At 67.2% G+C, this 13,517-nt stretch carries 15 protein-coding genes; 7 read left to right on the top strand and 8 right to left on the bottom strand.

Annotation, left to right across the window (positions count from 1 at the left end):
• The 3 genes from KHY18_RS25495 to KHY18_RS25485 all read left to right on the top strand — a co-directional run.
• The coding region (locus KHY18_RS25495; RefSeq protein WP_283771370.1) for an RHO alpha subunit C-terminal catalytic domain-containing protein at nucleotides 1-691 on the top strand (691 nt) is incomplete at its 5' end.
• 32 nt (nucleotides 692-723) lie between these two features.
• Nucleotides 724-1,233 (top strand): aromatic-ring-hydroxylating dioxygenase subunit beta, encoded by a 510-nt coding sequence (locus KHY18_RS25490; RefSeq protein WP_213306794.1) that lies wholly within the window; start codon nucleotides 724-726, stop codon nucleotides 1,231-1,233.
• Nucleotides 1,234-1,250: 17 nt separating this feature from the next.
• Nucleotides 1,251-2,216: a PDR/VanB family oxidoreductase gene (locus KHY18_RS25485; protein ID WP_213306790.1), complete on the top strand. Its 966-nt coding sequence runs from the start codon at nucleotides 1,251-1,253 to the stop codon at nucleotides 2,214-2,216.
• Nucleotides 2,217-2,271: 55 nt separating this feature from the next.
• Here the strand turns inward: KHY18_RS25485 and KHY18_RS25480 are convergent, their stop codons facing one another.
• The 4 genes from KHY18_RS25480 to KHY18_RS25465 all read right to left on the bottom strand — a co-directional run bounded on the left by KHY18_RS25480 (nucleotide 2,272) and on the right by KHY18_RS25465 (nucleotide 5,553).
• Nucleotides 2,272-2,754 (bottom strand): MarR family winged helix-turn-helix transcriptional regulator, encoded by a 483-nt coding sequence (locus KHY18_RS25480; RefSeq protein ID WP_213306787.1) that lies wholly within the window; start codon nucleotides 2,752-2,754, stop codon nucleotides 2,272-2,274.
• Nucleotides 2,755-2,999: 245 nt separating this feature from the next.
• A complete protein-coding gene (locus KHY18_RS25475; RefSeq protein ID WP_213306784.1) occupies nucleotides 3,000-3,974 on the bottom strand; it encodes a tripartite tricarboxylate transporter substrate-binding protein in 975 nt (324 codons plus the stop codon).
• 108 nt (nucleotides 3,975-4,082) lie between these two features.
• A complete protein-coding gene (locus KHY18_RS25470) occupies nucleotides 4,083-5,093 on the bottom strand; it encodes a porin (RefSeq protein ID WP_213306781.1) in 1,011 nt (336 codons plus the stop codon).
• 73 nt (nucleotides 5,094-5,166) lie between these two features.
• The gene (locus tag KHY18_RS25465; RefSeq protein WP_213306779.1) at nucleotides 5,167-5,553 is read right to left on the bottom strand and encodes a hypothetical protein; all 387 of its coding nucleotides are present in this window, start codon (nucleotides 5,551-5,553) and stop codon (nucleotides 5,167-5,169) included.
• A gap of 173 nt (nucleotides 5,554-5,726) precedes the next feature.
• Between KHY18_RS25465 and KHY18_RS25460 the strand changes: the two genes are divergently transcribed.
• A complete protein-coding gene (locus KHY18_RS25460) occupies nucleotides 5,727-6,290 on the top strand; it encodes a MarR family winged helix-turn-helix transcriptional regulator (protein WP_213306776.1) in 564 nt (187 codons plus the stop codon).
• 27 nt (nucleotides 6,291-6,317) lie between these two features.
• Here the strand turns inward: KHY18_RS25460 and KHY18_RS25455 are convergent, their stop codons facing one another.
• The 4 genes from KHY18_RS25455 to KHY18_RS25440 are packed head-to-tail and all read right to left on the bottom strand — an operon-like array spanning nucleotide 6,318 to nucleotide 11,163.
• A complete protein-coding gene (locus KHY18_RS25455; RefSeq protein WP_213306773.1) occupies nucleotides 6,318-7,112 on the bottom strand; it encodes an ABC transporter ATP-binding protein in 795 nt (264 codons plus the stop codon).
• Complete coding sequence (locus KHY18_RS25450; protein WP_213306770.1) at nucleotides 7,109-8,968, bottom strand: branched-chain amino acid ABC transporter ATP-binding protein/permease; 1,860 nt, start codon at nucleotides 8,966-8,968, stop codon at nucleotides 7,109-7,111. Before KHY18_RS25450 ends, KHY18_RS25455 begins: the two co-directional genes overlap by 4 nt.
• Entirely contained in the window at nucleotides 8,965-9,996 is a 1,032-nt protein-coding gene (locus KHY18_RS25445) for a branched-chain amino acid ABC transporter permease (RefSeq protein WP_213306767.1), read from the bottom strand. The genes KHY18_RS25450 and KHY18_RS25445 overlap by 4 nt, the downstream gene beginning before the upstream one ends.
• Before the next feature lie 18 nt (nucleotides 9,997-10,014).
• Nucleotides 10,015-11,163, bottom strand: a complete 1,149-nt coding sequence (locus KHY18_RS25440; RefSeq protein WP_213306764.1) for an ABC transporter substrate-binding protein — start codon at nucleotides 11,161-11,163, stop codon at nucleotides 10,015-10,017.
• Between the two features lie 397 nt (nucleotides 11,164-11,560).
• On the opposite strand from KHY18_RS25440, the gene KHY18_RS25435 reads away from it, so the two are divergent.
• Genes KHY18_RS25435 through KHY18_RS25425 form a run of 3 tightly spaced genes read left to right on the top strand, consistent with a single transcriptional unit; the run spans nucleotide 11,561 to nucleotide 13,365 of the window.
• A complete protein-coding gene (locus tag KHY18_RS25435) occupies nucleotides 11,561-11,773 on the top strand; it encodes a hypothetical protein (protein ID WP_213306761.1) in 213 nt (70 codons plus the stop codon).
• A gap of 12 nt (nucleotides 11,774-11,785) precedes the next feature.
• Nucleotides 11,786-12,961 (top strand): acyl-CoA dehydrogenase family protein, encoded by a 1,176-nt coding sequence (locus KHY18_RS25430; RefSeq protein WP_213306758.1) that lies wholly within the window; start codon nucleotides 11,786-11,788, stop codon nucleotides 12,959-12,961.
• A gap of 29 nt (nucleotides 12,962-12,990) precedes the next feature.
• Nucleotides 12,991-13,365, top strand: a complete 375-nt coding sequence (locus KHY18_RS25425) for an IacB protein (RefSeq protein WP_213306755.1) — start codon at nucleotides 12,991-12,993, stop codon at nucleotides 13,363-13,365.
• Nucleotides 13,366-13,517 lie beyond the last annotated feature (152 nt).

Raw genomic sequence — 13,517 nt, 5'->3', positions numbered from 1 at the left:
CCGCTTTCCCGGCAACTGGAAGATCCAGCTGGAGAACACCACCGACGCCTACCACTTCCCGCTGGTGCACAAAAGCTTTCTGCACTCGGTGGACAAGCAGACCGAGGAAATGCTCGACTTCGTGGGCGGCAGCGGCTATGTCGAAGACCTGGGCAACGGCCACAGCGTGATGGTCATGATTCCCGACCTGATCGATCTGGAGGACGAACTCGACAAGGCCATTCCTGACCGCTTCGTCGAGCTGGCCGCGCAACTGAGCGCCGAAGGCCATGACGACGCCAGCGTGCGCCGCATCGTGCGCGCGGTCGGCGGCTCGGGATTCAACCTGAACCTGTTCCCCAACGTGGCCTGCTCGATGGCCTTCTTCCGCGTGCTGCAGCCCATCTCGGTCAACGAGACCGAAATCCACCACGCGGTGATCACCATGGACGGCGGCCCCTCGGCCGGCAACCAGGCGCGGCTGCGCCTGCACGAACACTTCCAGGGCCCGATGGGCTTTGGCACGCCCGACGACTCCGAGGCCTGGGAGCGCGTGCAGGCCGGCGCCCAGGCGGGGCGCGATCTGTGGATTCTGCTCAACCGCGGCCTGCCCGGCGAGAAGAAGACGCCCGACGGCGTGGCCGGCGACGTCAGCGCCGAGACCGGCATGCGCGCCGCCTACCAGCAGTGGAAGAAGCTGATGCTGGCCTGAGCCCCACGAAAACCGACACCGAGAACCGATACATGACTGCCACCGCATTTTCCCTTGACCCCGGCGCCCTGGCGCTGCTGCAGCAGGCCACGGCCTTCATCTGGGCCGAAGCCGACATGCTCGACCACAACGAATTCCAGGCCTGGCTGGACCTGTGGGAGCCCGACGGCCTGTACATCGTGCCGATAGACCCGAAAGAGACCGACCACGAGAACACGCTGAACTACGCCTACGACGACCACCACATGCGCGAGAAACGCGTGCGCCGCCTGGGCAGCGGCGAGTCGATCTCGACCACGCCGCAGGCGCGCACGGTGCGCGGCGTGTCGCGCGTGCGGGTGGTGGGCGAGGCCGATGGCGTGGTGACGGTGCGCGCCGCGCAAGACCTCAAGGAGTTCCGCAAGGACGTGCTGCGCCAGCACATCGCCGACGTGACCTATGAGCTGCGCCGCGGCGCAGAAGGCGGCTTCAAGCTGCGCCGCAAGGTGATCAGCCTGATCAATTCCACCGATGCGCTGACCAGCATCGGCTACATCCTCTGAAGAGACGGAGTCACTCCATGGCCACCGCTGAAGAAACACTGCAGGTCGTGGTGCGCAAGCGCCGCCTGCAGGGCAATGATGTCGTCGTTCTGGACCTGGCCGCCGCGCACGCCGCGCAGCAGCTGCCGCGCTTCGAGGCCGGTGCGCATATCGATGTGCATCTGGCCGGCGGTCTGGTGCGCCAGTATTCGCTGTGCGGCGATCCGGCGGCGCCGGACCACTATCGCCTGGGCGTATTGCGCGACCCGCAGTCGCGCGGTGGCTCGCAGGCCGTGTTCGACGGCCTGCACGAAGGCAGCCTGCTGCAGGTCAGCCGGCCGCGCAACCATTTCCCGCTGGACGCGCAAGCCCGCCACACCATTCTGGTGGGCGGGGGCATAGGCATCACGCCGATGATCGCCATGGCCTATGCGCTGCATGCGGCCGGGCGCTCGTTCGAGCTGCACTACCGCGCGCGCGGCCGCGACGCGTGTGCCTTCACCGAGGAGCTGGCCTGCAGTCCGTTTGCCGAGCGCGTGCAATACCACTTCAGCGATGCCGGCGGCCGTCTCGACATCGCGGCCCAGGTCGCGGCGAACGGCCTGGCCGGCACGCACCTCTACGTGTGCGGGCCCGTGGGTTTCATGGAAGGCGTGCTCGAGGCGGCGCGGCAGGCGGGCCTGCCGCCCGTGCAACTGCATCGCGAGTATTTCAATGCCGACGTCGACACCAGCGGCGGCAGCTTCGATGTGGTGGCCGCGGCCAGCGGCAGGGCCGTGCGCGTGGCCGAAGGGCAGAGCATCGTGTCCGCCCTGGCATCGATTGGCATCAAGATCGAGGTTTCGTGCGAGGAGGGCGTGTGCGGCACCTGCGTCTGCACCGTTCTCGAAGGCGATTGCGATCACCGCGACGTCTACCTGACCGACGAGGAGAAGGCCGACAACGACCAGATCATGGCCTGCTGCTCGCGCGCGAAATCGTCCAGCCTGGTGCTGGACCTCTGACAGTCTGGCGGCCTTGCGGCCGTTATAGGCCGCTATAGGCCGCTATAGGCCGGGCTCAGTCTTCGTCGGCGCCCGCGCCCGGCGTGCCGCGCGATTGGTGGAACTCGATGAGCTGGCGCAGCATGCGCTTGAGATCGTCGGCGCGGTCCATGCCGAACGGCTCCAGCACCCTTTTCTCGTGCGCATGCGACAGCTCCACCAGTCGCTTGGCGATGCGCTTGCCCTTGGGCGAAATGTGCACCAGCGTCACGCGCCCGTCCACCGGGTGCTGGGTGCGCCCCACATAGCCGCTGGCTTCCATGCGGTCCAGCTGGCGTGTGAGCGTGGGCTGCTTGGACAGCGTGGCTGCGGCCAGATCTCCGATGCTGATCTGCAATCCGGTCGCGAGACAGGCCAGAACGCGCCACTCGGCCACGGTGAAGCCGCGCGCGCGCACTTCGGCGTGGAACTCGGAGGAGATCAGCGCGCTGGCCTGGCCCAGCATGGCCGGCAGGTAGTCGGCAAGAAAAGGAACGGCGTTCACGGGCTTAGCAACCATGTTCTACGCCCTCGTCCGTAAGGCAGGCCGCGAAGTCCGCGGGTGGCGGGGAGTTTGACTGTAGGTTTAGGAGCGCGAAGCAGGACATTCCATCAGGCCGTTATGAGGAGGAGCAAAGGCCATTCTAGAAAGAATTTGCGCTGCATTGCCTGGCAAGGCGATGTTTATCGCCCACTCTCTGACCTGGCGCAGGTGCGGACCGCGCCGCGTCGCGGCCAGCCGCGTGGGGCTGGCCGGCGCAAGGCCTATTCCTCGGCCTTGTAGCCCGAGGCCTTGACGATGGGGCCCCAGCGTTCGAGGTCGGCCTTGAAGAACTCCGCGAACTTCGGGCCGCTGAGCTTGAGGTCGTCTACGCCCATCTTCTCGCGCGTGTTGACCATCTCGCGCGCGGCGCTGGCCTGCACGACTTCGGCGGTGATGCGCTGGGCGACTTCGGCCGGGGTGGCCGAAGGAATGTAGGCGCCGTAGTAGACCAGGGCTTCGATCTTGGGATAGCCCAGTTCCACGAAAGTCGGCACATCGGGCACGCGCGGGCTGCGCTTGGCGCTGGAGATCGCCAAGGTGCGCAGCTTGCCGCCGGGCAGATGCGGCAGCACCTGGCTCATGGTGACTATGGTCGACGCGATCTGGCCGCCCAGCACGTCCTGCACGCCCGCCGCCGCGCCGCGGTGCGGAATGTGGGTCAAGGCGAAGTGGGCGGACTGGGCGAAAAGCTCGCCCAGGAAATGCATGGTCGTGCCGGCCGCCGCGGTGGCGTAGGAGGCGTCCGTGGGATTCTTCTTGCACCAGTCGACGAACTGCGCCAGCGTCTTGACGCTGGCCGGCACCATGGGGCCGACCACCAGGCCCATGGGCTCGGCGGCGATCGTCGCCACGGGGATCAGGTCGACCAGCGGGTCGTATCCGAGGTTCTTGAACACATGCGGGTAGATCGTCAGGATGGGGTCCGCGGTGATCAGGATGGTGCGGCCATCGGGGGCCGCGCGCTTGGCTTCGACGACCGCCAGGCGGCCGCCGGCCCCGGGCTTGTTTTCGACGATGTAGGCGGCGCCGTCGACATGCAGTTGCGTCGACAGGGCGCGGGCCAGCACATCGGCCGCGCCGCCCGGCGGAAAGCCGACCAGGAGCCGGGCCGTGCCACGGCGTTGTGCATGGACTGCCGGCGCGAGGGCGGTGGCGCAGGCGGCAAGGAGGAGGGAGCGGCGGTGGAGCATGTTCATATCATGGGGCGATGTCTGCGCGGGCAGGCCTGCGCAGGGGGTGAAAAAGCGTACCAAAGGGGGCGTTCGTCGTGGCGCAACCGCAGCGACCCCTTTGGTTCCGGGTCCTCAGAACGTGTGGCGGATTCCGGCGACGAAGGTGCGCGGGTCCTGGCCCGGGGTCAGGGCCACGGCGGCGCCGGTCGCGCCGTTCACGCCGAACGCGGCGCCCGCATCGTTCTTGATCTTCGCCAGGCCGGTGTACAGCGTGGTGCGCTTCGAGAGGAAGTAGTCGTAGCGCACGGTGAAGGCGGTCGAGTCGGCGTTGGCGACCGACTTGTTCTGGAAGCGGCCCAGGTCGAGGGCCACGGCCGAGGTGCTGCCCACGGGAATCGTCAGCGTCAGGTCGTACAGCGTGCTCTCGTTGGTGTTGTTGTCGTCGCGCCGCTGGGTCGCGACCAGGCCGGCCTTCACGACGCCGAAGTCGTAGGTGCCGCCGACCACCAGATAGCGGTCGGTGTTGGCGGCCGTGGTCTTGCGCTGCGTGTAGGCCACGCCGGCCTTGAGCGGCCCGCTGGCATAGGACAGCGAGGCCGCGGACACGTTGCCCAGGGACTTCGAGGCGGCGTTCTCGCCCATGGCGTGGAATAGCTGGCCGGTGAAGCCGTTCCAGGTCTTGGTGGAGTACGACACCGAGTTGTTGGCGCGCAGCACGCTGGGGTCGGTGTAGTAGTTCACCGACTGGCCGAACGCCAGGCCGCCGTTGAGCGCATAGGTCACCAGCGAGTAGAAGTGCGGCACGTACTGGCGACCCAGCGAGATGTCGCCGTACGGCGTGGCAAGGCCCACAAAGGACTGCCGGCCGAAGCCCAGCCCGCCCTGTCCCAGGCTGCCGTCATCGGCATTGATGCCCATTTCCAGCAGGAAGAAGGCGCCATAGCCGCCGCCCAGGTCCTCGCGGCCGCGAAAGCCCAGGCGCGAGCCGGCCAGCCCGCCGCTTTGCAGCCGGTTGACCGAGACGGTGCCGGTGTCCGTCCTGTCGAAATACTGATCGACCACGCCATACATGGTCACGCTGCTCTGGGCCGATGCGGCGGCGCAGGCGGTCAGGGCAGCAGCGAATGCGAAACTTCTCTTCATCGATGGATCTCCTTGTTAAGAGCAAACGACTTAAGCAATTCAGATGCCAGCCGCAGCTCTTTCTCGTATTGTTCTATGAAAATGGATGGAAATATGGAGGGGGCTGACTTCGGGGGGCTGGCGACTCCTTGGAATGGTGCAATGCCGCGTCCGTAAAAGTGCGTTTCTGCACCAGCATGATGCCAAAAGGCGCGCGTTTTGGAAGGGGCTTGAGGTCTCCTGTTGCAAGCGGATAGTCCGCTGCCGCAATGGCATGAACGGAGCCTTGAAGATATTGCTTATATGCAAAATCATCCAATTGATATGATGAGATGGATTGTTCGATGCGATCGAATGAGCGGCCGGCGCGCGGCCGCTGAACAGGGCGCGCACGCGGCGGCGCGAGGGCGCGCAGGCATTGGCCGGCCGCGCCATGGTTGGCCGCCCTGGTGCGCGCGCCTGCCGCATCAAGGGAAAACACCTGTGGTGAAATGGGCACGATCCCGGCGCGCCCGGGGGGGCAGGGACGGCATGGCTGTCGATATATGCTGTTTTGAGCTTCGCGCGGCCCGCAGCAGCATTCATGCGGTCGCAGGTGACACAATTGCAGGCTGTCCAGCTGCGACCCGCTTCTTCATTTCGGATCTATCTTCTATGGCGTCTCGCGTACCCAGGGAACTGGCTTCCTCAGAACACGAATTTCACCGGGCCGACTGGCCTTTCTACTGGATTGCGCGCGTGAACGCGCTCTACACGCACGAGATGGAGCGGGTGCTCAAGGTGGTGAACTGCGACCTCTCGACCTGGCGCGTGCTGGCCATCCTGCAGGAGCAGGGCGTGAGCAGCGTGTCGGACATCGCGGTGCATTCGGTGTCCAAGCTGTCCACCACCACCAAGATCGTCTACCGCATGAAGGCCGACGGCCTGGTGACGACATCGGTTTCGGCGGAAGACGGGCGCGTGACGCTGGTCGAGCTGACGCCCGCGGGCTGCCAGCAGCTGCAGCGCGTGGCCGATGCCACGCATGGCCTGTTCCAGCGCAGTTTCGACGGCCTGACGCCGGCGCGCGTGGTCAAGCTCAATGAATTGCTCAAGCAGGTCTTTCGCAACCTGCACGGCGGCGACCATCCGATTCTCGACGAAGCCCTGGCGCGCGAGGAGGGCGCCGCGGCCGCGAAGAAAAAGGCGCCTGCCGGCGCGCCGCGCAGCCGATCATGAGGCGGCGCTGACGCCGGCGCGCGCCGCTCAGGTGCTGAGCATCGCCTGGTGCCGGCCCTGCATGCCCAGATAGGCGTCGATGATGCGCGGATCGTCGGCCAGGTCGCTGGCCTTGCCCTGCATCGCCACCTGCCCCAGCTCCAGCACATAGGCATGGTCTGCGACCTTGAGCGCGGCGCGTGCGTTCTGCTCCACCAGCAAGATGGAGACGCCGCGCTCGCGCAGTCCGGCGATGGTGCGAAAGATGTCGCGCACGATCAGCGGCGCGAGTCCCAGGCTGGGTTCGTCCAGCATCAGCAGCCGGGGGCGGCCCATCAGCGCGCGGCCCAGGGCCAGCATCTGGCGCTCGCCGCCGGACAACGTGCACGCTTCCTGGCGCCGCCGTTCCTTGAGCCGCGGGAAGATGGTGAACACTTCCTCGAGCGCCGCGTCGTGCTGGGCGCGCGCCTCGCGCCGGAAGCGAAAGGCGCCCAGGCGCAGGTTGTCCTCGACCGACATGCTGCCGAAAAGCGCGCGTATCTCGGGCACCAGCGCCAGGCCTTCGCGCACGCGCCCGCCTATGTCGTCGCCAGGCGCGGCCAGTTCGCCGCTGGAGCGCGCGATCTGTATGGCGCCGCGCGAAGGCAGCACGCCCATGATGGCCGACATCAGCGTCGTCTTGCCCGCGCCGTTGGGCCCGATCACCGTCACGATCTCTCCGGGCGCGACGCGCAGCGACACGCCGCGCACGGCGTCGATCTTGCCGTAGCTCACATGCAGGTCGGTCACCGACAGCAGCGGCTGGACGGCGGCGGGCGCCGTGGTGGGAAGGGCGGCGTTCATGTGGAGGCTCCCAGGTAGGCTTCGAGTACACGCGGATCGGACTGCACGGCCGCGGGCAGGCCTTCGACGATCTTCTCGCCGAACACCACGACCACCACGCGGTCCACCAGGCCCATGACGAAGTCCATGTCGTGCTCGACCAGCAGCACGGCCATGCCTTCCTCGCGCAAGCGGCCCAGCAGCGCGGCCAGGGCCTGCTTTTCCGCGTGGCGCAGTCCGGCCGCGGGCTCGTCGAGCAGCAGCACCGACGGGTCGGCGCACAATGCGCGGGCGATTTCCAGCAGGCGCTGCTGGCCCAGCGACAGGTTGCCGGCTTCCGTATGCGCCAGCGCGCCCAGGCCCACGCGGTCGAGCTGGCGCTGGGCTTCGGCCAGCAGCCTGGCCTCTTCCTCGCGGTCCAGGCGCAGCATGCTGCGCGCCAGGCCCTGGCTGCCGCGCAGATGGGCGCCTATGGTCACGTTCTCCAGCACGCTCATGCGCGGCAGCAGCTTGACATGCTGGAATGTGCGCGCCAGGCCCGCGGCCGCGATCTGGCGCGCGCTCCAGCCGGCCACGCTGCGGCCGTGAAAGCGCACCTCGCCCGCGCTGGGCACGTCGCAGCACGACAGCTGGTTGAACAGCGTGCTCTTGCCCGCGCCATTCGGGCCTATCACCGCCAGGATCTCGCCCGCATGCAGGTCGAGGCTGATGTCATGGTTGGCCACCAGGCCGCCGAAGCGCCGCGTGAGTCCGCGCACTTCGAGCACTGTGCTGCCGCGCGCCGGCAGCGCGCGGCGTGGCAGCGCGGCGACCGGCGCGCCCGGCGCCCGGGACCGGGCCGCATGGTTGCGAAGGCCCAGGCGCTGGCTCAGCCAGCCGACCACGCCGGTGGGCGCGCGGTGCATCACGAGAATGATCAGCACGCCGAACACGATGGCTTCGAAGTTGCCGGTCTCGCCGAAGATGCGCGGCAACCAGTCCTGCAGCCAGTCCTTGGCCAGAATGAACAGTCCGGCGCCGACGACCGCGCCCCAGAGCTGGCCGGCGCCGCCGATCAGCGCCATGAACAGGTAGTCTATGCCCTGGTTGACGCCGAAGGGCGTGGGGCTCACGAAGCGCTGCGTGTAGACATACAGCCAGCCCGAAAGGCTGGCCAGCAAGGCCGCCAGCAGAAAGGCGGTGAGCTTGGCGCGGAACACATCGACGCCCATCGAGGCGGCCATCGCCTGGCCGCCGTTGAGCGCGCGGATGGCGCGGCCGCTGCGCGAGTCCAGCAGATTGTGCAGGGCCCAGCCGCTGGCCAGCACCAGCAGCCAGATCAGGTAGAAGATCTGCTCGCCGCGCTCCAGCGCCCAGGGCCCCAGCTGCAGCGCGGGCAGGTTGGCCAGGCCGTTGTGTCCGCCCAGCGACTGGAAGGTGCCGAACAGATAGTAGACGGCGATGCCCCAGGCGATGGTGCCCAGCGGCAGGTAGTGCCCCGACAGCCGCAGCGTGAGCAGGCCCAGCAGCCCGGCCACGCACAGCGTGACCAGCAGGCCCGCGAGCAGCGCGAACCAGGGCGAGCCGCCGGCCCAGGCCAGCCACGAGGGCAGGGCGCTGGCGCTGGCGATCCAGGCCGTCGCATAGGCGCCGGTGCCGACGAAGGCCGCCTGGCCGAAGCTGGTCATGCCGGCGACGCCCGTGAGCAGCACCACGCCCAGCACCACCAGCGCGGCCAGGCCGATGTTGTTGAACAGCGTCACGTAGAAGGCCGGCAGCAGCGGCACGCCGGCCAGCGCCAGGGCCAGCGCGATCAGCAGCACGCGCGCCACGGGCAGGCGGCGCGCGCCAGCCGCGGGCGCGCCGCCGTGCAGGTTGGAAGGGGGAACGTAACTCATGCTTCTTCCTCGGTGTGCCGGGTGGTGAGGGAGCGCCACAGCAGGAAGGGCAGGATCAGCGTGAACACGATCACTTCCTTGTAGTCGCTGGCCCAGAAAGTCGAGAACGATTCGACCAGTCCTATGCCGCTGGCGCCCAGCGCCGCCACTGGATAGCTGGCCATGCCGCCGGTGACGGCGCCGACGAAGCCCTTGAGCGCGATCAGGAACCCGCTGTCGAAGTACAGCGTGGTCAGCGGCGCGATCAGAATGCCCGACAGACAGCCGATGAACGCGGCCAGCGCGAACGACGCCTGGCCCGCAAAGGCGGTGGAGATGCCCATCAGTTCCGCGCCCAGGCGCTGCACGGCCGTGGCGCGCAGCGCCTTGCCATACAGCGTGTGGTTGAAGAAGGCATAGAGCGCCAGCAGCAGCGCCAGCGTCACGCCTATGACCCACAGCGTCTGCGCCTTGAAGGTCACGGGCCCGAGTTCCAGTCCGTTGCCCGCGAAGGGTTCGCTGCGCGCGCCTTCGGCGCCGAACATCAGCAGCGAGACGCCGACCAGCACGCCGTGCAGCGCGATCGAGGCGATCAGCAGCACCAGCGCATGGGCCGAGGCGATGGGCCGAAAGACGATGTCGTAGAACAGCGGCCCCATGGGCACGACCATGGCCAGCGCAAGCAGCGCCTGCACGGCCATGGGCAGCTGCTGCAGCTGCAGGTTGTGCAGCAGTGCCAGCAGGGCCAGCGCATACGCGAGCATGCCCCAGCTGCCTGCGGCCGGCAGGCGGCGGCTGCGCAGCGCGGCCGGCACCATCAGCACCAGCCGCAGGGCCGCCAGGCCCAGCAGCAGCCAGGCCAGCGCGGCGGGCTTGCCGGCCTGCATGCCGGCCATCGCCATGGCGCCGAAGGTGACGAATTCACCCTGGGGCACCAGCAGTACCCGGGTGATGCTGAAGACCAGCACCAGGGACAGGGCGAGCAAGGCGTAGATCGCGCCGCTCGTCAGTCCGTCCTGGCCCAGCAAGAGGGCAATCTGAGAATCCATGTTGTTTGCCTCGAGACGTCACTTCAGCGCCGCCCAGCGGCCATTCTTCACGGTGATCAGTTCACGCCCGCGCTGGTCGAAGCCGCTATGGTCGGCGGCCGTCATGTTGTAGACGCCCTGGGTGCCGGCAAGCTCGCGGGTTTGCTCCAGCGCATCGCGCAGCGCCGATCGAAAGGCGGGCGTTCCCGGCGCGCCCTTCTTGAGCGCCGCGGGAATCGCGGCCTGCAGCAGCAGCCCGGCGTCGTAGACGTTGGCGCCGAACGTGGCGGGCTTGCTGCCATGGAGCTTCTCGTAGTCGGCGACATAGCGGCTGGCGACGGCCTTGGTCGGATTGCTGGCGGGGATCTCGTCGAGCACCAGCATGCTGCTGGCCGCGAGGATGGTGCCCTCGACCTTCTTGCCGCCGAGCTTGAGGAACTCGTCGAGCGCCGCGCCATGGGTCTGGTAGACCTTGCCTTTGTAGCCTTGGTCGAACAGCGTGGCCTGGGGCAGCACGGCCGAGCTGCCGGGGGAGGCGATCAGCACCGCGTCCGGACGCGCGGCCAGGGTCTTGAGCGCCTGCGCGGTCACCGACGTGTCGCGGCGCTGGAAGCTTTCGGATGAGACCAGCTTGATGCCGGCGGCGCGCAGCAACTCGCCCGTGACCCGGGCCCAGTTCTCGCCGTAGGGGTCGGCGGCGCCGATGAAGCCCACGCTGCGGATGCCGCCGGCCTTCATGTGGTCGACCAGCGCCGAGGCGATCAGCTCGTCGTTCTGCGTGGTCTTGAACACCCACTTCTTCTGCGCGTTCATCGGCAGGACCACGGCCGCCGTGCCCACGGGCGCCAGCATCGGAATGCCGGCCTCGGCCGCGAACTGGATCACGCCCATGGCGTTGGGCGAGCCGCTGGGGCCGATCAGCGCGTCGATCTTCTCTTCGTTGATGAGCTTCTTGGCGGCCGATACCGAGGCCGTCGGGTCGGAGGCGTCGTCCAGAGACACGTAGTCGATGCGCTGTCCCGCGACTTCCCTGGGCAGCAGGGCGACGGTGTTCTTCTGCGGTATGCCGACCAGCGCCACCGGGCCGCTGGAAGACGAGATCACGCCGACCTTGATCTGGGCCTGGGCGCCGGCGGCGCAGAACGCCGTGGCGAGGAAAAGGGTGGGAAGCACGCGTTGGAATGACATGGGAGAGCCTCGTGGGGTGTCGTTGAACAGGAAAGGGAAGCGCGGAACAACTGCTCTTCGCCCTTCAGCAGCATTCGTGCCATCTTCATGCTTTTTATTGACGAAACGCATGGACAAAGATCTATGCATATGGATGGAACTGTTCGGATTCTCGCCATGCGCACAGTGCGTGGATATGGGGGAAACACTGATTCTTCACGCAATTTCGCCAAAGATTGCGTTGCGCAAAAACCGGAAAATGATCGGGGTTTACGCTAGGGTAAGCGCAAGGTGTAGCGTGCGCAATTGGTGCAAAAACCCTTTGTTTTCGCTAGGTTGGTGCGATATCGCACCAAAATTGACCGAGTGCATTGGGGGTTGTATTTAGTTGACGGTTCACGTTTTATTGAGTTACCTTTTGCGCAAGATCAGTGCAGGGTGGATGAAATTCCGCGGCATAGATCAGGCAAAAAGCAAAGGTCTCACGATGTATGCGAATGAAAATAGTTGTACTGATCCGGTGCGCGCCGACCGCATGACGCGGCGCGCGCTGCCACGGCTTTTCGGCGCGCCTGCCGCCCCCGTCGCTTGCCTGGGCGCGGCCCGCGGCACGGCCTTTTCCCCTCTTTGAAAGGAGCCATCCATGCTCGTACTGGATACCAAGACCCAAGCCGTGCCCAAGGCGCCATCCCAGCAACCGCCGGCCGACGCGCTCGCGCCGCTGCTGCAGGACATCCGGGAGCGCCGGCGTGAGTTCGGCCAGCAGAAATTCATTTCCGCCGATGTCATCGAAGGCTTCAAGGCCGCCGGCGTCTACCGCGCCCTGGTGCCGCGCGCGCTCGGCGGCGACGAGCGTTCGCCGCGCGCATTCTGCGAACTCATAGAGCGCATCGCCACGGCCGACGGTTCGGCCGGCTGGGTGGCCAGCTTCGGCATGGGAGTCACCTATCTGGCGTCGCTGCCGCCCGCCACGCTGCGCGCCATCTACGCCGAAACGCCGGACGTGGTGTTTGCCGGCGGCATCTTTCCCCCGCAGCCCGCGAAGACCGTCGACGGCGGCTACGAGGTGTCGGGCCGCTGGAGTTTTTCCAGCGGCTGCATGGGCGCGACCGTGGTGGGCGTGGGCATCGTGCCCGAAGGCGGTGACGGCCAGCCCTTGCCGCGCATGGCCGTGCTGCCGCGCGCCAAGGCGTCGGTGCAGCCCAACTGGGACGTGATCGGCCTGGCGGGCACGGGCAGCCACGATCTGGTCGTCGACCAGGTCGTGGTGCCCGAAGACTGGACGTTCGTGCGCGGCAGCCGTTCGCAGTTGGATGCCCCCATCTTTCGCTACCCCAGCCTGTCGTTCGCGACCCAGGTGCTGAGCGTGGTGTCGCTGGGCATCGCGCGCGCCGCGATCGAGGAACTCAAGGGCCTGGCCACGGGCCGCATCTCGGTGACCGGCGCACCCCGCACGGCCGACCGGCCCCAGGTGCAGATGGAGATCGCGCGCTGCGAGGCGCAGCTGCGCTCGGCCCGCGCCTTCTTCTACGAGGCCATGGACGAAGTCTGGGAACTGCTGCTGCGCGGCGACACGCCCAGCGTCGATGCGGTCAGCGCCTTGCGCCTGTCCGCGACCTTTGCCACGCGCACCGGCGCCGAAGTCACGCGCAGCATCCAGATGCAGGCCGGCATGACCGGCATCTACCAGGACTGTCCGCTGTCCACCCAGGTGCAGGACAGCCTGGTCATCACCCAGCACGCCTTCATGGGCGACATCACCTACCAGAACGCGGGCGCCGTGCTGTTCGGCCTCAAGCCGCTGCCCGGCTACCTCTGAACCCTTTGTGCAACCCACCGGATAACGACATGACCACCGAAAACCAAGCCCCTCTGCGCACGCTGTTCTGCATAGGCATCAACCAGAACTTCTTCGACGCCACCGTGCAGGAAACCAAGGACGTCTGGGCGGCCTTCGTGCAGATGATGCAAGGCATTGCGCAGCTGCCCGGCGTGACCGTGCTGGGCAACCTGGACGACGATCGCTCCATGGTGGGCCCCAGCGACGGCTGGCCCTGGACCACCTATGTATTGGCCGATGTTCCCGACCTGGAGACGGTGCATGCCGCGTGCAACCTGTTTCGCACCACCCCCGTGGGCGACGGCACCTACAAGCTGTGGAAGTACGCCAAGGTCGAAGCCCGCGTGGGCCGCGAGCTGAGCATTCCGGCCTACGCCGCCTGAGTCCGCAAGTGATCCGTTCCATCCATTGCACCGATGCGCTGAGCCGCATCGGCCGCATCCTCTGAAGAAGCCATCGCCATGTCCCTTTCCACCACCCCACAACAGACGGCGCTGGTCACCGGCGCGGCCCAGGGCCTGGGCCTTTACATTGC

Source organism: Acidovorax sp. CCYZU-2555 (assembly GCF_018413525.1).
Taxonomy (GTDB): domain Bacteria; phylum Pseudomonadota; class Gammaproteobacteria; order Burkholderiales; family Burkholderiaceae_C; genus Comamonas.
Note: the sequence above shows the minus strand (reverse complement) of the source record. Positions and strands in the feature narration are given on the sequence as shown.

Bases quoted from the DNA above. Each gene is read 5' to 3' on its own strand.
- KHY18_RS25490 (WP_213306794.1), top strand. From the start codon at position 724: ATGACTGCCACCGCATTTTCCCTTGACCCCGGCGCCCTGGCGCTGCTG.
- KHY18_RS25485 (WP_213306790.1), top strand. From the start codon at position 1,251: ATGGCCACCGCTGAAGAAACACTGCAGGTCGTGGTGCGCAAGCGCCGC.
- KHY18_RS25480 (WP_213306787.1), bottom strand. From the start codon at position 2,754: ATGGTTGCTAAGCCCGTGAACGCCGTTCCTTTTCTTGCCGACTACCTG.
- KHY18_RS25475 (WP_213306784.1), bottom strand. From the start codon at position 3,974: ATGAACATGCTCCACCGCCGCTCCCTCCTCCTTGCCGCCTGCGCCACC.
- KHY18_RS25470 (WP_213306781.1), bottom strand. From the start codon at position 5,093: ATGAAGAGAAGTTTCGCATTCGCTGCTGCCCTGACCGCCTGCGCCGCC.
- KHY18_RS25460 (WP_213306776.1), top strand. From the start codon at position 5,727: ATGGCGTCTCGCGTACCCAGGGAACTGGCTTCCTCAGAACACGAATTT.
- KHY18_RS25455 (WP_213306773.1), bottom strand. From the start codon at position 7,112: ATGAACGCCGCCCTTCCCACCACGGCGCCCGCCGCCGTCCAGCCGCTG.
- KHY18_RS25450 (WP_213306770.1), bottom strand. From the start codon at position 8,968: ATGAGTTACGTTCCCCCTTCCAACCTGCACGGCGGCGCGCCCGCGGCT.
- KHY18_RS25445 (WP_213306767.1), bottom strand. From the start codon at position 9,996: ATGGATTCTCAGATTGCCCTCTTGCTGGGCCAGGACGGACTGACGAGC.
- KHY18_RS25440 (WP_213306764.1), bottom strand. From the start codon at position 11,163: ATGTCATTCCAACGCGTGCTTCCCACCCTTTTCCTCGCCACGGCGTTC.
- KHY18_RS25430 (WP_213306758.1), top strand. From the start codon at position 11,786: ATGCTCGTACTGGATACCAAGACCCAAGCCGTGCCCAAGGCGCCATCC.
- KHY18_RS25425 (WP_213306755.1), top strand. From the start codon at position 12,991: ATGACCACCGAAAACCAAGCCCCTCTGCGCACGCTGTTCTGCATAGGC.